General features: G+C 70.1%; 23 protein-coding genes. 16 read left to right on the forward strand and 7 right to left on the reverse strand.

Annotated features, from left to right (window positions below; translation table 11 throughout):
• Positions 1-1,446, forward strand: a complete 1,446-nt coding sequence (locus IT293_07945; protein ID MCC6764579.1) for a DUF1501 domain-containing protein — start codon at positions 1-3, stop codon at positions 1,444-1,446.
• On the opposite strand, the gene IT293_07950 is transcribed toward IT293_07945, so the two are convergent.
• Positions 1,355-2,188, reverse strand: coding sequence for a transposase (locus tag IT293_07950; GenBank protein MCC6764580.1), 834 nt, complete (start codon positions 2,186-2,188; stop codon positions 1,355-1,357). The two genes, IT293_07945 and IT293_07950, sit on opposite strands and share 92 nt — an antisense overlap.
• A 162-nt stretch (positions 2,189-2,350) precedes the next feature.
• Between IT293_07950 and IT293_07955 the strand changes: the two genes are divergently transcribed.
• From IT293_07955 to IT293_08005, 11 genes are all read left to right on the forward strand, one after another.
• The gene (locus IT293_07955; GenBank protein ID MCC6764581.1) at positions 2,351-2,593 is read left to right on the forward strand and encodes an AbrB/MazE/SpoVT family DNA-binding domain-containing protein; all 243 of its coding nucleotides are present in this window, start codon (positions 2,351-2,353) and stop codon (positions 2,591-2,593) included.
• On the forward strand, positions 2,571-2,969 hold the full coding sequence (locus tag IT293_07960) for a PIN domain-containing protein (GenBank protein ID MCC6764582.1): 399 nt from the start codon (positions 2,571-2,573) through the stop codon (positions 2,967-2,969). Before IT293_07955 ends, IT293_07960 begins: the two co-directional genes overlap by 23 nt.
• A 163-nt stretch (positions 2,970-3,132) precedes the next feature.
• The gene (locus tag IT293_07965; protein ID MCC6764583.1) at positions 3,133-4,200 is read left to right on the forward strand and encodes an SPFH domain-containing protein; all 1,068 of its coding nucleotides are present in this window, start codon (positions 3,133-3,135) and stop codon (positions 4,198-4,200) included.
• Positions 4,197-5,258, forward strand: a complete 1,062-nt coding sequence (locus IT293_07970) for a prohibitin family protein (protein MCC6764584.1) — start codon at positions 4,197-4,199, stop codon at positions 5,256-5,258. The genes IT293_07965 and IT293_07970 overlap by 4 nt, the downstream gene beginning before the upstream one ends.
• A gap of 120 nt (positions 5,259-5,378) precedes the next feature.
• The gene (locus IT293_07975; protein ID MCC6764585.1) at positions 5,379-6,053 is read left to right on the forward strand and encodes a hemolysin III family protein; all 675 of its coding nucleotides are present in this window, start codon (positions 5,379-5,381) and stop codon (positions 6,051-6,053) included.
• Positions 6,054-6,139: 86 nt separating this feature from the next.
• Positions 6,140-6,712: a Uma2 family endonuclease gene (locus tag IT293_07980; GenBank protein MCC6764586.1), complete on the forward strand. Its 573-nt coding sequence runs from the start codon at positions 6,140-6,142 to the stop codon at positions 6,710-6,712.
• Positions 6,709-7,080 carry a hypothetical protein gene (locus IT293_07985; protein MCC6764587.1) on the forward strand — a complete coding sequence of 124 codons (372 nt, stop codon included), beginning with the start codon at positions 6,709-6,711 and terminating at the stop codon, positions 7,078-7,080. Before IT293_07980 ends, IT293_07985 begins: the two co-directional genes overlap by 4 nt.
• A 100-nt stretch (positions 7,081-7,180) precedes the next feature.
• Positions 7,181-7,543 (forward strand): NADH-quinone oxidoreductase subunit A, encoded by a 363-nt coding sequence (locus IT293_07990; GenBank protein ID MCC6764588.1) that lies wholly within the window; start codon positions 7,181-7,183, stop codon positions 7,541-7,543.
• An 18-nt stretch (positions 7,544-7,561) separates the two neighbouring features.
• A complete protein-coding gene (gene nuoB / locus IT293_07995; protein MCC6764589.1) occupies positions 7,562-8,062 on the forward strand; it encodes an NADH-quinone oxidoreductase subunit NuoB in 501 nt (166 codons plus the stop codon).
• Between the two features lie 11 nt (positions 8,063-8,073).
• Entirely contained in the window at positions 8,074-8,562 is a 489-nt protein-coding gene (locus IT293_08000) for an NADH-quinone oxidoreductase subunit C (GenBank protein ID MCC6764590.1), read from the forward strand.
• A gap of 59 nt (positions 8,563-8,621) precedes the next feature.
• Positions 8,622-9,716: an NADH-quinone oxidoreductase subunit D gene (locus tag IT293_08005; protein ID MCC6764591.1), complete on the forward strand. Its 1,095-nt coding sequence runs from the start codon at positions 8,622-8,624 to the stop codon at positions 9,714-9,716.
• A 104-nt stretch (positions 9,717-9,820) separates the two neighbouring features.
• On the opposite strand, the gene IT293_08010 is transcribed toward IT293_08005, so the two are convergent.
• Positions 9,821-10,231: a type II toxin-antitoxin system VapC family toxin gene (locus IT293_08010; protein MCC6764592.1), complete on the reverse strand. Its 411-nt coding sequence runs from the start codon at positions 10,229-10,231 to the stop codon at positions 9,821-9,823.
• Complete coding sequence (locus IT293_08015) at positions 10,228-10,452, reverse strand: AbrB/MazE/SpoVT family DNA-binding domain-containing protein (protein ID MCC6764593.1); 225 nt, start codon at positions 10,450-10,452, stop codon at positions 10,228-10,230. The genes IT293_08010 and IT293_08015 overlap by 4 nt, the downstream gene beginning before the upstream one ends.
• Before the next feature lie 136 nt (positions 10,453-10,588).
• Between IT293_08015 and nuoH the strand changes: the two genes are divergently transcribed.
• The gene (gene nuoH, locus IT293_08020) at positions 10,589-11,791 is read left to right on the forward strand and encodes an NADH-quinone oxidoreductase subunit NuoH (protein ID MCC6764594.1); all 1,203 of its coding nucleotides are present in this window, start codon (positions 10,589-10,591) and stop codon (positions 11,789-11,791) included.
• Positions 11,792-12,179: 388 nt separating this feature from the next.
• Here nuoH and IT293_08025 read toward each other — a convergent pair whose 3' ends face one another.
• From IT293_08025 to IT293_08040, 4 genes are all read right to left on the reverse strand, one after another.
• Entirely contained in the window at positions 12,180-12,920 is a 741-nt protein-coding gene (locus IT293_08025; protein MCC6764595.1) for a TerC family protein, read from the reverse strand.
• Positions 12,921-12,980: 60 nt separating this feature from the next.
• Positions 12,981-13,616 carry a thioredoxin family protein gene (locus tag IT293_08030; protein ID MCC6764596.1) on the reverse strand — a complete coding sequence of 212 codons (636 nt, stop codon included), beginning with the start codon at positions 13,614-13,616 and terminating at the stop codon, positions 12,981-12,983.
• Positions 13,613-15,712, reverse strand: a complete 2,100-nt coding sequence (locus IT293_08035; protein ID MCC6764597.1) for a thioredoxin family protein — start codon at positions 15,710-15,712, stop codon at positions 13,613-13,615. The genes IT293_08030 and IT293_08035 overlap by 4 nt, the downstream gene beginning before the upstream one ends.
• A gap of 304 nt (positions 15,713-16,016) precedes the next feature.
• Entirely contained in the window at positions 16,017-17,093 is a 1,077-nt protein-coding gene (locus IT293_08040; GenBank protein ID MCC6764598.1) for an AI-2E family transporter, read from the reverse strand.
• A gap of 108 nt (positions 17,094-17,201) precedes the next feature.
• Between IT293_08040 and IT293_08045 the strand changes: the two genes are divergently transcribed.
• From IT293_08045 to IT293_08055, 3 genes are all read left to right on the forward strand, one after another.
• Complete coding sequence (locus tag IT293_08045) at positions 17,202-17,930, forward strand: DUF1295 domain-containing protein (protein MCC6764599.1); 729 nt, start codon at positions 17,202-17,204, stop codon at positions 17,928-17,930.
• An 82-nt stretch (positions 17,931-18,012) separates the two neighbouring features.
• On the forward strand, positions 18,013-18,627 hold the full coding sequence (locus IT293_08050) for an NADH-quinone oxidoreductase subunit I (protein ID MCC6764600.1): 615 nt from the start codon (positions 18,013-18,015) through the stop codon (positions 18,625-18,627).
• Between the two features lie 30 nt (positions 18,628-18,657).
• Positions 18,658-22,041 carry a carbamoyl-phosphate synthase large subunit gene (locus IT293_08055; GenBank protein MCC6764601.1) on the forward strand — a complete coding sequence of 1,128 codons (3,384 nt, stop codon included), beginning with the start codon at positions 18,658-18,660 and terminating at the stop codon, positions 22,039-22,041.
• Positions 22,042-22,428 lie beyond the last annotated feature (387 nt).

Below are 22,428 nucleotides of genomic sequence, written 5' to 3' on the forward strand. Positions count from 1 at the left end.
GTGGCGATCACGCGACGACAGTTTCTCGAGCTCGCGAGCGGCGCCGCGGCCGGCAGCCTCCTCGGGCCAGGGGTGTTCGGCAGTCCGTTCGTCCGTCGCGCCTTGGCCGAGACGATCGGCGATCGCTATCTGGTGGTGCTCTTCCTCGATGGGGGCAACGATGGTCTCAACACCGTCGTTCCCGTCGACAACGCTGGCGGGCTGCGCGCCCTCTATGACGTCGCCCGTCCGAGCCTTGGCCTGGCACCCGACGCGCTTGCGATGACCCTGCTCGGGAGTGATCCGGGCACGGGCGAGCAGCTCGCGTTCCATCCGGGCCTGCGGGGGTTCGGTCCGGGCACGCCGGGTTTCGGAGGACTGAAAAGCCTCTACGACCTCGGCAAGGTCGCCGTCATCCAGGGCTGCGGCTATCCCGAGCACGACCTCTCGCACGAGATCTCGCGGGTCGCCTGGCAGACGGGCGATCCGCTCGGCAGCGGATCCGGGGCGGGCTGGGTCGCGCGCCACCTCGCGCTGGAGTACGCAGGCTCCGCCATCCCTGCCGTGAACATCGCCGACGCGATCGTGGGCGAGTTCCGGCAGAGCGGGACGGGCGTGCTCACCCTGCGGAGTCTCGCCGATTTCGACTTTCCCTACGACCCGACGCACGCCGGGGACGACGTTCGGCGTCGCGACGCTTTTCTTGCACTCCATGCCGCAGCGAGCGGGTCGACGCAGCCGTTCCTGCGTGCGGTCGCCGACACCGGAACAGCCACGCTGCTCAGCAGCGAAAAGTACCCGCTCGTGGCGCAGGCGTACGACGCCGATCCGGATCGCGCCGTCTTCGCGGATCTGTACGAGGGCGTCGGACGCGACCTGGCGAGGAGCCTTCGCGAAGTTTCCAAGGTCATCTACGGCGTGAGCAACGGTCTCTATCCCGGCACCGTCGCGGCGCGCTTCTTTCAAGTGAACAACAACGGCTACGACACGCACGCGGACCAAGGTGGCGCTGAGCCGACGGGACAACACTTTACCCTGCATGCCGAGGTCGGGGCCGCCCTCAAGATCTTCTACGATGATCTCGACGACATGGGCGTCGCGGACAAGGTCTGTGTGCTGGTGTGGAGCGAGTTCGGCCGCCGGATCCCGCAAAATGACAACGGGACCGATCACGGCTCGCAGGGGCCGATGTTCGTCATCGGTGGTGCGGTGAACGGCGGGTTATACGGCAACCATCCCAACATCAGCCCGCTCGCGCTCGACGGTGAGGGGAACACGGTCTACTCGCAAGATGCCAACGCGTTCCGCTCGACGGATTTTCGCGACGTCTACGGCACCGTCTTCAAGCACTGGCTCAACATGCCGGCGGCAGCGATTACCGGAGTCGGCGGAATACTGCCTCCCGATGGCGGCGATCCAGCGTCCTATTGGACCGCGCCCGATCTCGACCTCGCCTTCCTCCCGTAGCTGCCACGGGGTGGTTCTTTGCCATCCCGCCGCCTTTTGTCCGAATCCGATGTTCAGCCGCGTGCACCGTCTTCCAGCTTTCGGCGCTTTCGCGGTAGCCATCCTCGACGGCGATCAGCTCCTTCGTGCCGTCGGCCCGCGCGCCGATCATCACGAGCGTGCAGAGGCGGTCGTCTTCCAGGCGGACGTTGAAGTGGACGCCATCGACCCAGACGTACACGTAGTCGCAGTCGGCGAGGCTCCGCTGCTGGAAGGCGCGGTACTCCGTCTCCCATTCGTTGGTGAGCCGCGCGATGTTCGTGGCGGACAACCCGGCGGCATCGTCCCCGAGCAGCGCCGCGAGCGCCTCGCGGAAGTCGCCCGTGGAGAGGCCGCGCAAGTAGAGCACCGCCAACACCTCGGCGACCTTCGGGGAACGGCGCATGTACGGCGGCAGGATGCGGCTCGTGAAGCGGCGCCGTTCACCATGGTAATCGGTCCGCCGGTCGTTCACACGGGGCGCGCTCACGGGGATCGTCCCAGCTCCGAGCGTGATCTTTCGGGTACGACCCTTGCCGTTCCGGACCACCAAGGCGTGGCCCTCGTCGTCGCGTTCGTCGCGGTGCGCGTCCAGATAGGCGGCGACCTCGGTCTCCAGCGCCGCCACGAGCATCCGCCGGGCTCCCTCGCGGGCAATCTCGTCGAGCAGGGATCGCCCGTCCACCTCGTCATGCGCCGACTCGCTTCCCGCGACCCTCAGCATGGATGCCGCCTCCTTCCCGCCGCGTGCGAGAGAGCGGCGGCCGGTCAGGTGGGAAGATCCGCCGCCGGGGTCAAGGGCTCCACGATCCACAACTTCCGGGCATATCTCACTTGAAAGTCTCTGCCTTACTATGATTGTTTTTGGGTAAGGAGCTAGGCGCGCATGATCGTGAAGATCACCAGCAAGCGGCAAGTCACCTTTCCGGCCCGCGTCCTGAAGGCGTTGGGGGTCGGCCCCGGCGACCGTTTGGAGCTCGAAGAGGCGGCTCAGGGCTTCGTGCTGCGAGCACGCCGTATCGACCCGTCGCGGTTGGCGCCGCTCCGTTCGAAGCTGCGCACCCGAAGGCCCCCATTCGATCTGAAGACGTTCCGCGAGGAGAAGCGTGACCCCGCACTTCGGGATTGATACCTCGATTCTCGTGCGGTTGCTGACGGGTGATCCACCGAAGGCCTTCGAGCGCTGTGTTCGGGTGCTCATGCGGCTCATCGAGCAAGAGGAAGCAGAGATCGTTGCTTCGAATCAGGTCATCGGAGAGGCGTACGTCGCACTCCAGCATCACTACGGAGTCTCGAAGGGCGATGCGCGGCTCGCACTAGAGACCGTCCTACGCAGCGGTATGGTCGCGCCGTTGAACGGTGCCGAAGTGTTCGCCGCCCTCAGAACGCAGGGCGGCTGCGGCCTCGTCGATCGTCTGATCGCCGACGACTATCAGCGTCGAGACGTCGAGACGCTGACGGTCGATGCTCGGATGGCTCGCTTGCTGCACGCCCGCAGGCTGTAAGCGCGCGGGCGCGCACGCTCGGCACGGAGCGCCGGTCGCTCGCGACGGCGCTCGGCGCGTGCGCCGCACTCGATCCTCCGGCCGTCCGCATCCGGTAGCGTCCAACCGGCGGCCTGGCCGCGGCTGCCCCCCTCGTGCTACAGCCGCGCCCGGGGGGTGGTGCATGGCGCAGGTTCCGGCGACCGTCGCGGGCGGAGCGAACGTCACGCGGCTGATCTGGCTCGGGGTGGTCGTGGCGGCCTTCGGGGTCGCCTACAGCTCGTGCACGACCTACGTCGCGCCGAACGAGGTCGGCATCCTCGAGAGCCGGCTCGTCGGGCCGACGGGCATTCGCGAGAAGATGTACCCGGGCGGACGGCTCTATTTCCTGATGATCGGGCAGACGATGCACCGCTTCCCGACCGATCTGCAGGTGCTCGAGCTCACGAGCTACCGTGACGAGTCGAACGCGCGCAACGCGCGGGTCGAGGCGCCGGTCGAGGTCAACACGTCCGACGGCTCGAAGGTCGTCCTCGACGTGACCGTGCTCTACCGCATCGAGGACCCGTTCTCGGTGATGCAGCAAGCGGGGCCGGGCCGCCTCTTCGAGTCGACGGCCGTCATCCCGAAGACGATCGCCGCCCTCAAGAAGAACCTCGGCGAGATGGTGGCGGAGGATTTCTACAACGTGAAGGTGCGCTCGCAGCGGGCCGAGAAGGCGCTCGCGCAGGTGCACATGGAGCTCAAGGAGAAGGGCATCGCCGTCGACCATGTGCTTCTGCGCCAGTACTACTACAACCACGACTACCAGCAGCAGATCGAGGAGAAGAAGGTCCAGGACCAGCTGAAGTTCACGCGCGCGTCCGAGGCCGAAGCGGCAAAGGAGCTCGCGAAGAAGCAGGAGATCGAAGCGACCGGCCGCGCCAAGGTCGAGGTCGAGACCCAGCGCGGCAACGCCGAGGTGACCAAGATCCAGGCCGAGGCCGACGCCTATCGGCGCAAGCGGGTCGCCGACGCCGACCTCCTGGTGCAGCTCGCCAACGCGCAGGGCGCGGAGCTCGAGAACCGCGCCTATCAGGGCGGCGGCTCCGAGAACCTGGTCGGCATGAAGATGGCGGAGGTGCTGGAGGGCGTCGAGACGGTGCTGGTGCCGTCGGGAGGGAAGGGCGGCATGAACCCGCTCGATCTGAACCAGGCGCTCCGGCTCTTCGACGTCGCGCCGGAGGCCGGCGCGCAGGGGGTGAAGCCGTGAGCGGCCGCACGCACGGTACGGACGCGGGCGTCGCGCGCGCTCCGGCCACGTGCCGGCGGCAGGGCGCTTCCCCCCGGGCGCGGGCGCTGGCGCTCGGCGTGGTCGCGCTCGTCGCGAGCGGCTGCTACCGCTCGACGGGCTCGACCGAGGTCGGCATCAAGATCGGCAAGCTCTTCGGCGCCGACGAGGTCGTGGCGCCGGGCCGTACGGTGATCGTCATCCCGGTCGTCCACGACTGGTACGTCTTCGACACCAAGACGCAGACGGTCCAGATGAAGGAGCAGGGCAAGGGCAGCGGGGAAGACGACGCCCTCGACTTCAAGACCCGCGACGGCAACGACGTGAGCGTCGACGTGACGGTGCTCTATCACGTCGATCCGGTGAAGGCGCCGCACGTCCTGCGGCACGTCGCCTATGACGTCGACGAGGTGCGGACCGTGCTCGTGCGCCCGCTCGCGCGCTCGATCCCGCGCGACTCGCTGAACGAGCTCTCGTCCGAGGAGTTCTACGATTCCGACCTCCGCGCCGCGAAAGAAGAACAAGCCCTCGCCAATCTCAGGCGCGCGCTCGAGCCGTACGGGCTCATCTGCGAGCGGGTGGTCCTCGGCAACTATCGCTTCCACAAGAACTACCAGGCGGCCATCGACCAGAAGAAGGTCGCCGACCAGACCGTCAACAAGAACCGCTCCGCCGCCGAAGCGGCGGTGAAGGAGTGGGAGCGCGAGCTCGAGACGACCAAAGGGCTGGTGGGGCAGCTGCTCGCGACCGAGCGCGGCAAGGCACAGCAAGTGACGTTGCAGACCGATGCCTACTACGAGGCGAAGAAGCTCGAGGCCGAGGCCATCGTCGCCGAGAAGGCCGCGAAAGCACAGGGCATCACCAAGATGAAGGAGGCGATGGCCGGGGCCGGCGGCCGGACGATGGTGAAGCTCCGCATCGCCGACGCGCTCAAGGGGAAGCGCATCGTCCAGTTCCCGACCTCGGACTCGGCGATCAACCTCCAGCAGACCGACGTGAACCGTTTCCTCGAATCGGCGGGGATGCGTCCGGGGCAGTAGGGCACGTCGGCGAGGACGGGGCGCGCATCGGCGGGCCGCGGCCGCCGCCGCGTGAAAGTTCCGTGACGCGGCGCATTCCGGCTTCACGGCCCACCGGCGTTCCTGTAGGCATCTGGAGCCATGGACGCCGTCGACCGCCTCTGTCTCGGACGCATGCAGAACCCCGTCCGCGGCTTTCTGCACGGGTCGGCGGCGATGCTTTCGATGGCCGGTGGCGCGGTCCTGTGGCGCGCCTCCGAGGGCGACGTCGCGATGCGGCTGGCGCTCCTCGTCTTCGCGGCGAGCCTCGTCGGGCTCTACACCGTGAGCAGCCTCTACCATTCGTTTCCGTGGCGGGCGGAGTGGAAGCGGCGCATGCAGCGGCTCGACCATTCGATGATCTACGTGCTCGTCGCCGGCACCTACACGCCGATCGCGCTCGCCATCCTCGACGGGTGGCTGCTCGCGGCGGCGCTCGCGGCGACCTGGGGCATCACGATCGTCGGCGTTGCGCAGAAGGTCTTCTGGCCGCAGGTGCCGCACGGTGTGTCGATTACGCTGCAGATCGTCCAGGGCTGGCTCGCGCTCCCCTTCATCGGCGAGGTCGCCCGGACGCTGCCGCCGGGCGCCCTCTGGCTCGTGGTGCTCGGCGGCCTCTCGTACACCGTGGGCGCGGTTTTCTTCGTGACGCGCCGGCCGCGCCTCTGGCCGCACGTGTTCTCGTACCACGAGGTCTTCCACGTCTGCGTCGTCGCCGGGAGCGCGCTCCACTACGCGGCGATCCTCGGCTACGTGGCGCGCTTTCCGGGCGCGTGAGCCGTCGTCGGCGCGGACGTGCGGCGGCGGTGCCGGGTGCGAGTAGCGGCTGACCGGAAGGTGCTGGCCGTGCTAGACCTCCGGCCGTGAAGCCCGCCCGCAAGCCGGCCCGCTACGACGACCTCCTCGACGTTCCCGACACCAAGGTCGGGGAGATCATCGACGGCGAGCTGATCGTGTCGCCGCGGCCGGCGTCGCCTCACGCGCGCGCGGCGTCCGTGATGGGCGGGGACCTGAGCGGGGCGTTCGACCGGCCCCCGGGCGATCGGGGAAATCCGGGGGGATGGTGGCTCCTGGACGAGCCGGAGCTGCATTTCGGAGACGACGTGCTCGTGCCCGACCAGGCGGGCTGGCGCCGCGAGCGCATGCCGAAGCTGCCGAACGTCGCGGCCTTCACCGAGGCTCCCGACTGGGTCTGCGAAGTGATTTCGCCGAGCACGGGCAGGATCGACCGTGGCCACAAGATGCGCGTCTACGCGCGCGAGGGCGTCGGGCACCTCTGGCTCGTCGATCCCTTGCTCCGCTCGATCGAGGTCTATCGCCTGCGCGACGGCGGGTGGGTGATCGCCACCGTCCACGCGGGTGACGCGCCGGCGCGCCTCGCGCCCTTCGACGCGATCGAGCTCGACGTCTCCCGCTGGTGGCTCGAGACCGCGTGAGCACGGCTCGAGCCCTTTTCCTCGCCGCCGCCCTTTCGTGCGTGAGCGGAGCGGCGGCCGCCTTCCGGTGCGCCGGCGGCGTCGCGTGGGCCGAGCCGCGCGCCTACGGCTCGCTCAGCCGCGACGAGCAGGCGCTCTGCGACCAGTACGCGATCCAGGCGGAGCGCATCGCGCGCGGTCGCGAGGCCGGGTTCTCGGTGTACTCGCCGTTGAACGCGCTCCGCGACGCGTGCGGCGAGCACCCCTCGGACGAGAAGGTCTGCAAGGGATTCCCGCCGCTCGCGCGCACGATCCATCGCGAGAAATGGACCGCCGCCGAGGCCGGAGCGAAGGTCCGCGGCGACTGCCTGCGCTGGATCTATCCCTGAGTTGCCTCGTCGGCGGGTCTCTTGTTAGATCGCGCGAGCCGTGTACTTCCACTTCGCGAACGTCCTCGTCTTCCTCGCGCTCGGCTTCGTCCTCGCGGCGATGATGCTCGGACTCGGGTGGCTCGTACGCCCGCAGAACCCCGGAGCGGCGAAGCTCTCGAGCTACGAGTGCGGCGAGCCGGCGACCGGTAGCGCCTGGATCAACTTCAACATCCGCTTCTATCTCGTGGCGCTCGTGTTCGTGGTCTTCGACGTGGAGCTGGCGTTCATGTACCCCGTCATGGCCGTCTTCAAGCGCTGGGTCGCCGACGGGCGCGGTCTCGCGGCGCTCGGCGAGATTCTCCTCTTCGTCGGGGTCCTCGCGGTCGGTCTCGTCTACGTCTGGGCCAAGCGCGACCTCGAGTGGGTGAAGGGGTCGCCCGCCGAGCCGGGCTCCGGCACGGACTTCCGGCGCGCGGCTTGAGCAGGTAAGGATCGACCGATGTCGCTGATGAACACGATGCCCGAGTTCATGGTCACGACGCAGGTCGACGCCATGCTCAACTGGACCCGGAAATCGTCGCTCTGGTACATGCTCTTCGGGCTCGCCTGTTGCGCGATCGAGCTGATGCAGACGGGTGGCCCGCGCGCCGACCTCGACCGCTTCGGCGCCGTGCCGCGCGCGACCCCGCGGCAATCGGATCTCATGATCATCGCCGGCACGCTCACCTTGAAGATGGCGCTCCGCACGAAGCTCCTCTACGACCAGATGCCCGATCCGAAGTACGTCATCTCGATGGGCAGCTGCTCGAATTGCGGCGGCCTCTTCCAGCTCGCGTACTCCGTGTGCGACGGCGTGGACAAGGTGTTGCCGGTCGATGTCTACGTGCCGGGCTGCCCGCCGCGCCCCGAGGCTCTCACGCAGGGCATCCTGCTCCTGCAGGAGAAGATGATGGGCGAGAAGTGGCTCGTCCGCGGCGAAGCCCTCGGGACCCGGGCCTGAATCCGAGCGTCGTGGACGCGACCGCGATACACGAGGCGCTCGTCGCCTGCTTTCCGGGCGCCATCGGGGGGCTCGAGACGGCCGGCGACCCCGCGGTGCGGGTGCGACCGGCCGACGTCCTCGCCGTTGCGACCCACCTCAAGGCCGATCCGGCCCTCGCGTTCGACTGCCTCTCGAACCAGAGCGGCGTCGATCAGCCCAAGCGCGACCAGATCGAGATCGTGTACCACCTCTTTTCGTACGCGCACGGCCACGCGCTCGCGATGAAAGTCGGGGTGCCGCGCGACAACCCGCGGCTCGCCACGGTCTCGACGGTCTGGCGCGCGGCGATCTGGCAGGAGCGCGAGATCTTCGACCTCCTCGGCGTCGACTTCCTCGGCCATCCCGACCTCCGCCGCATCCTGCTGCCGGAGGACTGGGTGGGCCACCCGCTCCGCAAGGACTACGTCGAGCCGACCGAGTACCACGGCATCAGCACCAAGCGGGAGAGCCTCCTGTGAGCACCGGGATCGGCGGCGTCGAGGTCGACGTCGAGCGTGAGGGCGTCGCGACCGAGGAGATGACGCTCAACATGGGGCCGCAGCACCCGAGCACGCACGGCGTGCTGCGCTTCGTGGTGAAGGCCGACGGCGAGGTGATGCGGCAGGCGATCCCCGACGTCGGGTACCTGCACCGCTCGATCGAGAAGATCGCGGAGAAAGTCGGCTACCACGGCTTCATGCCGTACACCGATCGCGTCGACTACGTCGCCGCCATGGCGTGCAACCAGGGCTGGGCGATGGTGTGCGAGAAGCTCGCCGGCATCGAGGTGCCGAAGCGCGGCGAGTACTGCCGCGTGATTGCGGTCGAGCTGAACCGCATCGCGAGCCACCTCGTCGCGGTCGGCACGATGGGCATGGACATCGGCGCCTTCACGCCGTTCACTCACGCGCTCCGCGAGCGCGAGCACATCAACAACCTGCTCGAAGAGCTGTGCGGCGCGCGCCTCACGTTCACCTACATGCGGATCGGCGGCGTCGCCTACGATTTGCCGCCGGGCTGGGCCGCGAAGCTCACGCGCTTCCTCGACCGCTTCGAGCCGCTGATCGAGGAGTACAACGACCTCATCTCCTTCAACAAGATCTACGTCGAGCGGCTCGTGCACGTGGCGGTGATCTCGCGCGAGGATGCGATCGACTACAACCTCACGGGTCCGAACCTGCGCGGGTCGGGCGTGCGCTTCGACGTCCGGAAGGATCTGCCGTACGCGATCTACCCGGAGCTCGACTTCGACGTGCCGGTCGGCACCGGTGAGCGCGGCACGCTCGGCGACTGCTTCGACCGTTACATGGTCCGCATCCGCGAGATGCAGGAGGCGTGTCGCATGCTGCGCCAGTGCCTCGACCGGATGCCCGAGGGGCCCGTGCTCGGGAAGGTGCCGCGCAAGTTCAAGCCGCCCGCGGGCGATGCGTACGTGCGCGTCGAGGGCGCGCGCGGCGACATGGGCTGGTACTGCGTGAGCGACGGCACCGACTACCCGTACCGATTGAAGATCCGGACGGGCTCGTTCTCGGCGATGGCGATCGTCGACCACGTGAGTCGGGGCCTCATGATCGCCGACCTGGTCGCGGTGATCGCGAGCTTCGACGTGGTGGCGCCGGAGGTGGACCGCTAGGGCCGTCTCGGGTGCGCGCAGCGTGCCCTCCTACGAGACGCCCTCCCCGTCGTCGACGTCGGGCTCGGCGGCGGTGCTCATTTATTTGGTTGATGGCATTGCGATCAGACGCTCGGATCGAGCACCCGAAGGTCCGTGAAGTAGTCGCGGTAGAAGCCGCGGTCGCGGGTGAGGAGAGCGTCGCATTGGAGGATCGCATGGGCTCCGACGAGAAAGTCGGGCACGACGCGGAGACGGTCGGCACGGTTCCGGCCGCGCTGCATCTGCCAGAGCGTTCCTGCGAGGGTGGCGCTCGCAGGCGAGACGGGATCGAACTGGACCCCGAGCGTGGTGAGCGCGTCGGCGAACGACCGGTCGTCGCCAAAGGCGGCGCGGACTTCGCTCCACACGATGTCGCACGCGACGAGAGCGCCGCGCCGATAGACGTCGCGGAGCGCTTCGCGTGACCGTTCGCCGAACACGGGATCGGCGGCGAGGACGTCGAGGAGAACCGAGGTGTCGATGGCGGTCTTCATCGTCGCCGCGCTCGACGCTTCGCAATGCGCGCCGGCCGCGGCCCCCGCAGCTCGTCGACCAGCGCGTCGACGCTCTTGGGAAGGGTGAGCGTCCCGAAGACGCGATCGACGGGTTCCCGCGTCTGGCGGTCCTTCCGCAGCACCACTTCACCTTCGCGGACCAGGAATTCGACGGCGGTGCCGGACACGAGGCCGAACCGCTCGCGGATCTCGGCGGGCACGGTGACCTGTCCTTTGGGGGATATCCTACTCCGCATGGTAAACCGCTTTACGTATTACCGATTGAGTAGTCAATCGCAGGTTCCGGGCCCTGCGCGCGGTTGACGCACGCGGTCGCGCGGCTATGCTCCGCGCCCGATGCGGGATCTCGTGCTGCGCCTCACCGACGTCGCGGGGCCGCTCCGCTTCGCGCCCTACGAGCTGGTGGCGCTGGTCGCCATGCTGCTCTTCGGCGCGGTCGTGGTGTTCGGGTTCGTGCTGCCGGTCGCCGGCATCACGAGCTGGCTCGAGCGCCGGGTGTGGGCGCGCATCCAGTCGCGCGTCGGGCCGAACCGCGTCGGACCGCAGGGTTTCCTCCAGTGGCTCGCCGACGGCCTCAAGAACCTCCTGAAGGAAGACATCATCCCGAGCGCGGCCGATCCGTGGCTCTTCGCGGTCGCGCCGTATCTCGTGGTGATCGGCTTCGTCGCGACCTTCGCGGTCGTGCCGTTCGGCGACGTGCTCGTGATCGCCGACCTGAACATCGGCATCCTCTACATCACCGCCGTGACGGGTCTCGTCGTGGTCGGCGTGCTCATGGCCGGCTGGGCGTCCAACAACAAATGGTCGCTCCTCGGCGGCATCCGCTCCGCGGCGCAGATCGTGAGCTACGAGATCCCGTCCGGCCTCTCGATCTTTCCGGTCGTGCTGCTCACGGGGACGCTCAGCATGCAGGAGATCATCCGCGCGCAGGGCTGGGCGCCGTGGCAGTGGTTCCTGTTCGCGAATCCGTTCACCTTCGTTGCCTTCTTTCTCTTCTTCGTGGCGGCGCTGGCGGAGGGGAACCGCACGCCCTTCGACCTCCCGGAGGCCGAGTCCGAGCTCGTCGCCGGCTTCTGCACCGAGTACAGCGGCATGCGGTATCTGCTCTTCTTCCTCGCCGAGTGGGGGAACCTCTACGTGATTGGCGCCATCGTCGCGACGCTCTTCCTCGGGGGCTGGCAGGTGCCGCCGGTGACGGAGCACCCGGTCGCGCTCGCGCTGCTGCAGCTCGCGACGTTCTTCGCCAAGGCCTACTTCTTCGTCTTCGTCGCCATGTGGGTGCGCGCGACGCTGCCGCGCGTCCGCGTCGATCAACTCATGGTCATCTGCTGGAAGTACATGGTGCCGATCGCGCTCGTGAACGTCGTCGGAACGGCGATCTGGATGGTGGTCGTGCCCGCGAGCCTCGGCCGGGTGGTGGCGATCGCCATGACGGTCGGGGGTGCGGGGCTGGTCGTCCTCTTCGTGCGCCGCGTGCGGTTCCACCTCCGACGCGCGCGTCTCGAGCCGGCGGACTACTATTACAGCCCGTTCATCTAGCCCGCATTTCTCACCAGGTCCCTGCTGCGAGCGTCAATCGCACGCCACCTCGGACCGTACTCGCGCCTCGCTCCTCAACGGACTGTCCAGTCCGCCTGCGTCGCTCGGCGCTCCGTTCGGCCCGATCTGGCGCACGCTTGACGCTCTCGCGACGTGGACCCGGTGAGAAATGCGGGCTAGAGCAGGTTGCTGAAGGGCGATCTGCTTCGTTGCCTCGCATCTCATCCTTTGTGAGCAACCTGCCAGGGGTGCCTCGTGCGCATGGTGGGGCGTCGTTTCGCTCGCCCCATCATTTCAGACCGAGCGGGTCAGGTCCTCCGCGCGCCGTGGCGATCGTCGTACCGTCGCGGATGCCCGGCCGGCGCCGCCGGTCGCCGCACCGAGCCGGTCAGTACGGCTCGTGCAGCTTCACCGGCGGTTCGTGCGCGGCGCGCATACGGAGGTTCAGCATCTCGACGAACACCGAGAACGCCATCGCGAAGTAGACGTAGCCCTTCGGGAAGTGCTGGTCGAAGCCCTCCGCGATCAGCGTGACGCCGATGAGCAGCAGGAAGCTCAGCGCCAGCATCTTGATCGTCGGGTGGCGCTCGACGAACGCGCTGATCGAGCCCGCGAACACCATCATGAACGCGACGGCGGAGACGACCGCGGCGATCATGATCGCGATCTCATCGACCATACCGACCGCCGTGATGACCGAATCGAGCGAGAACACGATGTCGAGCAGCATGATCTGCACGAGCGCGCTCCCGTAGGAGGGGTGCGTCGCCTTCCCGGCGTGTCCCGCATCGCCCTCGAGCTTCTGATGGATCTCATGGGTGCTCTTGGCGAGGAGGAAGAGGCCGCCGACGAGCAGGATCAGATCGCGGCCGGAAATGTCGTTCCGGAGCACCGTGAAGAGCGGCGCCGTGAGTCGGATGATCCACGACAGCGACAAGAGCAGCAGGATGCGCGTGATCATCGCGAGCGAGAGGCCGATGAGCCGCGCGCTCCGTTGCTGCGCCGGCGGCAGCTTTCCGGCCAGGATGGAGATGAAGATGATGTTGTCGATGCCGAGGACGATCTCGAGCGACGTCAACGTGACGAAGGCGATCCAGCTCTCGGGGCTCGCGAGGAAGTCGAGGGTCATGGGGCAGGCTCTCTACGCGCCGTCCCTGCCGCGGGCAAACGGGGGCGGGCGCGGGCGTCGTCAGTTGCCGTACTTCACGCCGCAGCCATACGGCGCGGTCGACGCGGTCGAGACGGGCTTGCCGGCGCTCGCCTCCTCGTGGGCCGCGCGCACGTAGTTCTTGGCGGTGGCCGCGTCGGCGGCATCGGCCGACGGGTTGTCGTCGATCGCGCCCGCGTAGACGAGCACGCCCTTGTCGTCGATCACGAACATGTGCGGCGTCGTCTTGGCGCCGTACGCGCGTCCGACGATGCCTTCGGGGTCGAAGAGGACCGTCGTCGGCGCGGCGTGCTTGGCGGCGAGGTACTGCTTTTCCTCGGCCGCCGTCACGTAGCCCTGCTTGCCGGGCGCCGACGAGATGATCGAGAGCCATACGGCGCCCTTGCCGGTCAGCTCCTTCTGGAGGCGCTGCATGTTGCCGCTGTCGTAGTGCTTCTTCACGAAGGGGCAGCCCCGGTTGTGCCACTCGAGGACGACGTACCTGCCTTTGAACTCCGAGAGGGTGCGCGTCTTGCCGTCGAGGTCGGTCGCGCTGAAGGCCGGTGCGGGCTCGCCGACCTTCGGGGCCCCGGCGCCGGCGGCGCCGGCCCCGGCCAGCCACATGGCCGCCGCGAGCGCCGCGACCAGCGGGGTCCGCTTCCGGACGGACGTCTTCATGTGCTCCTCCTCGGCGGCATCGGTTCGAGCTTTTCGAGCTCGGCGATGACGATCGTGGGTGTCAAGATCTGCGGCAGGATGCGCGGCGGATCGCTTTCGCGGCCGCTGTACAGGACGTAGAGCGGGACGCCGTCGCGCCCGAACTCCTGGAGCGCGCGGGTGATCGCGGCGTCGGGGCGCGTCCAGTCGGCGCGGACGGCGACCACGCCGAGTTGCTTCATCTTGGCGATCACCTCGGCGGTCTCGAGCGCGACCTTCTTGTTCACCTGACAGGTGACGCACCAGGCGGCGGTGAAGTCGACGAAGACCGGACGGCCCTGGGCGCGGAGCTCGGCGATGCGCGCGGTCGAGAAGGGCTCCCACGCGAAGTCGGCGGCGCCGGGCGTCGCCGGCGCCGGCGCGTCGAGCGTCCGGATCGTGACGGCGAGCGCCAGCGCGCTCACGACGGCGGCGGCGGCGATCAGGCGTCCGCCGGCACCGCGCCAGTGCGCGCTGACCCAGGCCGCGAAGCCGACCAGCACGAGCCCCATCAGGATCGCGCCGACCGCGGGCGGTCCCGCCTGGAAGCTCGCCACCCACACGAGCCACACGACGGTCGCGAGCAGCGGAAAGGCGAGGAGCTGCTTCAGCGTCTGCATCCACGCGCCCGGGCGTGGCAGGCGCGACGCGAGGGCGGGGACCCAGGTCACGAGCACGTAGGGGAAGGCGAGGCCGAGCCCGAGGCTCGTGAAGACCGCGAACGCGACCACGGCGGGCTGGCCGAGCGCGTAGCCGACCGCGGTGCCCATGAAGGGCGCCGTGCACGGAGTCGCGACGACGGTTGCGAGCACGCCCGTGAAGAACGCGGCGCGATCCCCCCCGCCGGCGGTCAGGTGCTGGCCGACGCCCATGATCGAGCCGCCGACCGAGACCACGTCGAGCAGCACGAGCGCCATCCAGAAGAAGAGCATCGCGAGCGCCGCGATGACGGCCGGATGCTGGAGCTGGAAGCCCCAGCCGAGCTCGGCGCCGCCGGCGCGCGCCGCGATGAGAACGCCCGCGAGCAGCCAGAACGACGCGACGATGCCCGCCAGGTAGACGATGCCGTGCCGGCGGACGCGCCGGCGCTCCTCGCCGCCGAGCCCGACGAGCGCCAGGGCCTTGATCGCCAGCACCGGGAACACGCACGGCATGAGGTTCAGGAGGAGGCCGCCCGCGAAGGCGAGCGCGAGCGGCGTCGCCGAGAGCGGCGCGATCGGCGGCCCGACGGGGGCGTCGATGCCGTACGCGCGGTCGCCGACGCGGAGCACGCCGGTGAGCCTCGTCGGCGCGGCGGCGCGCGGGGTGAGGGCGAGCGCGAAGCCGTCGGCGCGCTGCGTGAACGGCTGCGGCGCCGACGCGTCGAGGGCGCCGCGCTCGGCCGCGAAGAAGAAGGGGGTCGTCCCGAGCGCGACCGACGCGCCGTCGACTTCGAGCGTAACGTGCTCGCGGTCGATCCTCGCGGCAACGCGCCAGCTCGCGGGCGGCTTTTCCGGAAGCGCGCGCGCCGCGAACAGCCGCGCCATCTCGGGCGCGACCGCCGCGCCCTCGCCGACCGGCAGCGTCAGCGCGAGCGTGGCGCCTCCCGGGATGCACTCGTCGTCGTTGCAGACGAGCCACTTCGCCTGCGCGCGCAGCGGTAGCGGCGCGCCGGCGGCGACGTCGCGCGCGACCGCGACCGGCGCCGCGAGCAGCACCTCGCCCGGGTAGCCGAAGGCCGCCAGCGGACCGACCGGGATGCGCTCGGGCGTCGGCCACTCGAGGGCGCCCGCCGTGAGCCCGGCCGGCAGCATCCACTCGATGCGCGGCGGTTCGCCGGAGTCGCCGGGGTTCCGCCAGTAGACGTGCCAGCCCTTCTCGGGCACGAAGCGCACCCCGAGCCGGAAGGTGCCGCCCGGCGCCGCGGCCGCGACGTCGCTCACGAGCTCGACGTCGAGGTGCTTCGCCGACACCATGACGGCCGTGGCGGGGCGGATCGGCGCGAGAAGGAGGAGGGCCGAAGCCGCCGCCGTCAGCACCCGCCCGCGGGTCGGCGCTCGGCCGTGCGGCGAGCGCTCGTCACGGAGGACGCGACGCATGGCCCTCATCAGTAACGAAACGCCGGCCGTCGTCCAGTCCCCCTCGCCGGGGGGTAGTGGGTCAGTTCGATGGGGGCGACGCGGGACGAAGCCGATCCGTCTTCGTCGCCGGCCCGGCGCGCCCGAACTCGCTCGCTCCGCTCGCTCGAACAGCGGGCGCGCTGATCGGGCCGGCTCCTCGCCGGATACCTCGGCTCTCGTCCCGACGTCGCCCCCATCGAACTGACCCACTACCCCCCGGGGCGCGCTCGTCTCGTGTGCGTCGGCCCGGGGGCGACGATGCGGGGCGAACCATCCGGCGTCGCTATGCCGCCCCGCGATAGAACGCCGACGATTTGTACTGCTGGATCGCGAACCGGGCGACGACGCCGATCGCCGCGCACGCCGGGACGGATGCCAGTATGCCTGCGAAGCCGAAGAGCGCCGCGCCGGCGAAGAACGCGAACAACACCCAGAGCGGGTGGACGCCGATGCGGTCGCCGACCACGCGCGGCGTGACGATGTAGTCGGACACGAGGTTGCCGACGACGAAGATGGCCCCGACCAGCACCACGCGGGTCCAGTCGGGCCAGAACTGGACGAGCGCCATGCCGACCGAAACGCCGAAACCGACCGTCGCGCCCAGATAGGGAACGAACGAGAGCGCGCCGGCGACGATGCCGATCAGCAGGCCGAAGTCGAGCCCGGCCAACGACAGCGCCGCACCGTAGAAGACGGCGAGTCCCGCGGACACGAGCGCCGCTCCGCGGGCAAAGCCGGCGAGCACGCGATCCATCTCCCGCGCCTGGGCGCGGATGGTGTCGGCGTAGTCGCGCGGCAACCAGCCGTCGATGTGCGCGAGGATCCGCGGCCAATCACGCAGCAGGTAGAAGGCGACGAGCGGCGTCACCGCGAGGAGACCGAGCAGATTGACGAGGGCGATGCCGCGCCCGAGGAGTGTCGCCGCCCACATGGCCAGCATCTCCTCCACCCGGTGCTCCGCCTGCACGAGGATGGACGGCACCTCGCCGCGCGGCCCGACGCCGACGACCCGGAGGAAGCGCTCCGCGACGGCCGTGGTGCTCTGGGAGATCGCCGTCAGGATCTCCGGCGCGCGCGCGAGCAGCGCCCTGGCTTGCTCGATCAACACCGGGCCGAAGACCAGCAGCGTCGCGAGCCCGACCGCGAGCGAGACGCCGACCAGCAGCCCCGCGGCCATGCCGCGGGAGAGCCCGCGACGCGCGAACCACACGACCACCGGGTCGACGACGTAAGCGATCGCCATGCCGAGCAGGAACGGCAACAGAATGTCGCCGAAGATCCACAGCAGCGCCGCGAAGCTCGCCAGGATGGCGAACCAGACGGCGACGTCACGGCGGACGGCGGGACGAGCGACGACCATGGGCGAACCGGAGCATACCGCATTGCGGCCGTTTCCTCTGCGCCGCGCAATGGTGCTATGCGCGCCGGCGTGAACACGCTCGGCTTCTTCCACGGCTTCCTGCTCGCCATGACCGCCCTCGCCGTCGTGGTGTTCACCGCGCTGTTCTTCATCGACGCGGGCTACGGGCAATACCTCGATCGCAAGTGGGGGAAAGCGATCGACAATCGCCTCGGCTGGGTGCTGATGGAAGTTCCGGTCGTGATCGTGTTCGCCCTCTACTGGTGGCTGTCCTCCCGGAGGTTCGCGCCGACCCCGCTCGCGTTTTTCGTGCTCTTCAACCTGCACTACCTGCAGCGGACGTTCGTGTTCCCGCTGCTGATTCGCGGCCGTGACACGATGCCGTTGTCGATCATTCTCTTCGGGATGATCTTCAATACCGCCAACGCCTACATGCAGGGAGTCTGGATCTTCTGGCTCGCTCCGGAGGATCGCTACACGGCGGCCTGGCTCGGGACGCCGCAGTTCCTCGCCGGGCTCGCGATCTTCCTCGCCGGGTTCGCGATCAATCTCCACTCCGACCACGTCATCCGGACGCTGCGCGCGCCCGGCGACACGACCTTCCACATCCCGCGCGGCGGCCTCTTCGAGTACGTGACCGCGGCCAACTATTTCGGCGAGCTCGTCGAGTGGGTCGGGTGGGCGGTGATGACGCTCTCCTGGTCCGGCCTGGTGTTCGCGCTCTGGACCTTCGCGAACCTGGGTCCGCGCGCGCACCGCCATCACGTGTGGTATCGCGCGACGTTCGGCGACGCCTACCCGCCGGCGCGCCGGCGCATGATCCCGTTCGTGTACTGAAGCGGCCGCCGAGGGCGGCGACGGCCGGCATCGCCGCCGCTGGTTGCCCGGGCTCGGGTCTCGGGTTAGCTAGGTTCTTCCGGTGAGCGGCTACTTCGCGAACATTCGAGAGACCGTCACCTCGATCTTCGAGGGCATGGCGGTGACGTTCTCGCACTTCGTGCGCCGGCCTTTCACCGTGCAGTATCCGGACCGGGTGCCGATCCGGGTGCAGGACACGCTGCCGTTCCGCTACCGCGGCATCCTCGCGGTCGACCTCGAGATCTGCACCGGGTGTCTGGCGTGCGAACGCGCCTGTCCGATCGACTGCATCGTGATCGACGCGCCGAAGGACAAAGAGACGCGGCAGATGATCCTGAAGCGTTTCGACATCGACATCGCGAAGTGCATGTACTGCGGTCTCTGCAGCGAGGTCTGCCCGACGGGGTCGATCCATCACACGTCGGAGTTCGAGGGCGCCGACTACACGTTGAAGAGCATGCTGCGGCGCTACGTGCCGGAGCCGGTGGCGGCCTACAAGCCGAAGAAGGGTCCCGAGACCGATCCCATCCTCGGCCCGATCCTCGAGCGCGGCATGACCTACGTCGAGGATTTCGCGCCGCCGACCGCGGCCCCGGCGCCCGCGAGCGCCGCCGCGACGTCGGCCGCGGCGGAAGCGAAGCCAACCGCGCCGGCCGCGCCCGCGACCGACGACTAGCCGCTCCGGAACGCGACGTCGGCGATACGCATGGCTCTCCGCGCGCTGCTCGTCGCCAATCGGGGAGAGATCGCGATCCGCGTGCTGCGCGCGGCGGCGGACCTCGGGCTCCGTACGGTCGCGGTGCACGGCGAGGACGACGCCGCGTCGCTGCACGCGCGCATGGCGGACGAGGCGCGCCCGCTGCCGGGCGCGGGGCCGGCGGCGTATCTCGACGTCGAGGCGGTCGTCGCGGCGGCGCGGACGACCGGGTGCGACGCCGTCCACCCGGGCTACGGGTTCCTCGCCGAGCGCGCCGACTTCGCGACGCGCGCGGCCGAGGCGGGTCTCGTCTTCGTGGGGCCGTCTCCCGAGACCCTCGCGATCTTCGGCGACAAGGCGCGGGCGCGGGCGCTCGCCGCCGCGCACGACGTGCCGCTCCTCGCCGGCACGAGCGGGCCGACCTCGCGCGGCGAGGCGGCGGCGTTCCTCGCCGCCGCCGGCGGCGCGCCGATCGCGCTGAAGGCGATCGCGGGCGGCGGTGGCCGGGGGATGCGCATCGTGCGCGACGCGGCGGCGCTCGCCGAGGCGTGGGAGCGCTGCCGCTCCGAGGCGACCGCCGCCTTCGGGAACGGCGACCTCTACGCCGAGCGCTGGCTCGCGCGAGCCCGCCACATCGAGGTGCAGGTCGTCGGCGACGGCAGCGGCGCGGTCGCGGCGCTCGGGGAGCGCGAGTGCTCGTTGCAGCGCCGTCATCAGAAGCTCGTCGAGATCGCGCCGAGCCCGGGCCTCGCGCCGGCGCTCCGCGCCCGGCTCGTCGCGGCCGCGCTCCGCATGGCGGCGGCGGTGCGCTACGCGAGCCTCGGCACCTTCGAGTTCCTGGTCGATGCCGCAGGCGGCGCCGACACGGCCTTCTACTTCCTCGAGGCGAACCCGCGCCTCCAGGTCGAGCACACCGTGACCGAGGTCGTGACCGGCGTCGACCTGGTCGCGACGCAGCTCCGCCTCGCCGGAGGCGCGACGCTCGCCGACGTCGGGCTCGCGAGCGGCGACGGTCCGGCGCCGCGCGGTCACGCGATCGAGCTCCGCATCAACATGGAGACGATGCGCGCCGACGCGGACGCGGTGCCGGGCGGCGGAACGATCACCGCCTACGAGCCGGCGTCGGGGCCGGGGGTGCGCGTCGACGGCTGCGGCTACGCCGGGTACACGACCAATCCGCGCTTCGACTCGCTGCTCGCGAAGCTCGTCGTGCACGCGCCGACGGGCGGCTTGCCGACGCTCCTCGCGCGCGCGGCGCGCGCGCTCGCCGAGTGCCGCATCGAGGGCGTGCCGACGAACCTCGATTTCCTGCACGCGCTCGTGACGCACCCCGACGTCGTCGCCGACCGGGTCGACACCGGATTCGTCGGCCGCTACGCGCCCGATCTCGTTGCCGCGGCGGCGGCGCGCGTGCGGCGGCGCCCGCAGGCGTCCGGGGCCGAGGCCGCGCCGCTCGCGGGAGCGCGCGTCGACCGGGGCGACCCGCTGGCGGTGCTCGCGCACGGGAAGAGCGGCGGTCGGCGCGCGGGCGCGACGGCCCGGGCCGACGCGGACGCGACGCTCGGCGACGACGCGCTCGCGGTCCGTGCCCACATGCAGGGCACGGTCGTGAGCGTCGACGTGGCGGAGGGCGACACGGTGGCGGCCGGGGACACGCTCCTCGTGATGGAAGCAATGAAGATGGAGCACGTCGTCGCGGCCGAGCGCGCCGGCGTCGTTCGCCGCCTCGCGGTCGCGGCGGGCGACACCGTCTTCGAAGGGCACCTGCTGGTGTTGCTGGCACCCACCGACGCCGGCGGCCGGGCGAGCGAGGCGGGCGACGACCTCGACCTCGAGCACGTGCGTGCCGACCTCGCCGAGGCGTTCGAGCGACACGCGGTCGGACTCGATGCCGCCCGCCCCGAAGCGGTCGCGCGCCGGCGCGCCGCCGGCCAGCGGACGGCGCGCGAGAACGTCGGCGATCTCTGCGACCCGGGGAGCTTCGTCGAGTACGGCGCGCTGGTGATCGCGGCGCAGCGCCAGCGCCGCTCGGTCGAGGATCTGATCGCGAAGACGCCCGCCGACGGGCTGGTCGCCGGGATCGGCACGGTAAACGCCGCGACCGCGCGGGACCGCGCTTCCTGCGTCGTGCTCGCCTACGACTACACCGTGCTCGCCGGGACCCAGGGCGCGCAGAACCACCGCAAGAAGGACCGCATGCTCGAGGTCGCCGCGCGCGAGCGCCTGCCGGTCGTGCTCTTCAGCGAGGGCGGCGGCGGCCGTCCCGGCGACACCGACGCCCTCGGCATCGCCGGCCTCGACGTGCCGACGTTCCAGGCGTTCGCGCGCCTCTCGGGGCTGGTGCCGCTCGTCGGCATCAACTCCGGCTTCTGCTTCGCGGGCAACGCCGCGCTCCTCGGCTGCTGCGACGTCGTGATCGCGACGGCGGGCTCCAACATCGGCATGGGCGGTCCCGCGATGGTCGAGGGCGGCGGGCTCGGCGTTTTCCGGCCCGAGGAGATCGGGCCGATGGCGGTGCAGTCGGGGAACGGCGTCGTCGACGTCGCGGTCGCCGACGAGGCCGAGGCGGTGCGGGTCGCGAAGCGATATCTCGGATTCTTCCAGGGGCCGCTCGCCGAGTGGTCGTCGGCCGATCAGCGCCGTTTGCGCGCGCTCGTCCCGGAGAATCGGCTCCGCGTCTACGACGTGCGGAAGGTCGTGACGACGCTCGCCGACGCGGGCTCGGTCCTCGAGCTGCGGCGCCCGTTCGGTCGCGGCATGGTGACGGCGCTCGCGCGTATCGAAGGCCGTCCGGTCGGGATCGTCGCCAACGATCCGACCCATCTGGCCGGCGCGATCGACGCCGACGGCGCCGACAAGGCTGCGCGCTTCCTCCAGCTCTGCGACGCCTTCGATGTGCCGGTCGTCTTTCTCTGCGACACGCCCGGCATCATGGTCGGGCCGGAGATCGAGAAGCGCGCCCTCGTCCGACATGCCGCGCGCCTCTTCCTCGTCGGCGCGAGCCTGACGACGCCGTTCTGCACGATCGTGCTCCGCAAGGGCTACGGCCTCGGCGCGATGGCGATGGCGGGGGGCAGCTTCAAGGCCGGGCTCTTCACGATGGCATGGCCGACCGGCGAGTTCGGCGGCATGGGGCTCGAGGGGGCGGTGAAGCTCGGGTTCCGCAAGGAGCTCGCCGCGCTCACCGACCCGGCCGAGCGCCGGGCGCTCTACGACGGGATGGTCGAGCGTCTCTACCGCCACGGCAAGGGCGTGAGCGCCGCGTCGCACTTCGAGATCGACGACGTGATCGACCCCGCTGACACCCGCCGCGTGATCGCATCCGCTTTCGCCGCCACCCCCGCCGCGCCTCCGCGCCACGACAAGAAACGCCCCTGCATCGACGCCTGGTGACGCACGCGCCCCGCCACCGACGCTCGCGAGCGAAGCCGAAGCCGAGCGCCCCGGAGCGCCGGATCGGCAACCGGAAGCGCGGTGGCAGCAGGCGGGCGGGTCGGGGGTGCCTCCTACGGTCGCGGGTTCCTGACACCCAGCGCATGAAGCCCGCCGCAGCCACGCCGTGTTTCGGTCAAGCGAGCTGCCGCTCCCCGGAGCCACCCCCGACCCACCCGCCTGCTGCAGCCATCGGGTTCGATGCCGACCGCGTTCGGAGCGCAGCTACCCGCGCAGCGACGTGAGCGGCGCGTCCGCGAGCGCATCCGTCGAGCCGTGTGTGAGCCGAATCGCCGGCGGGTGGGTCCGGGATCGCTCCGGGGAGCGGCACCTCGCGTAGTGCGCAGG

The sequence above is a fragment of the Deltaproteobacteria bacterium genome, from assembly GCA_020848745.1.
GTDB lineage: Bacteria > Desulfobacterota > Binatia > UTPRO1 > UTPRO1 > UTPRO1.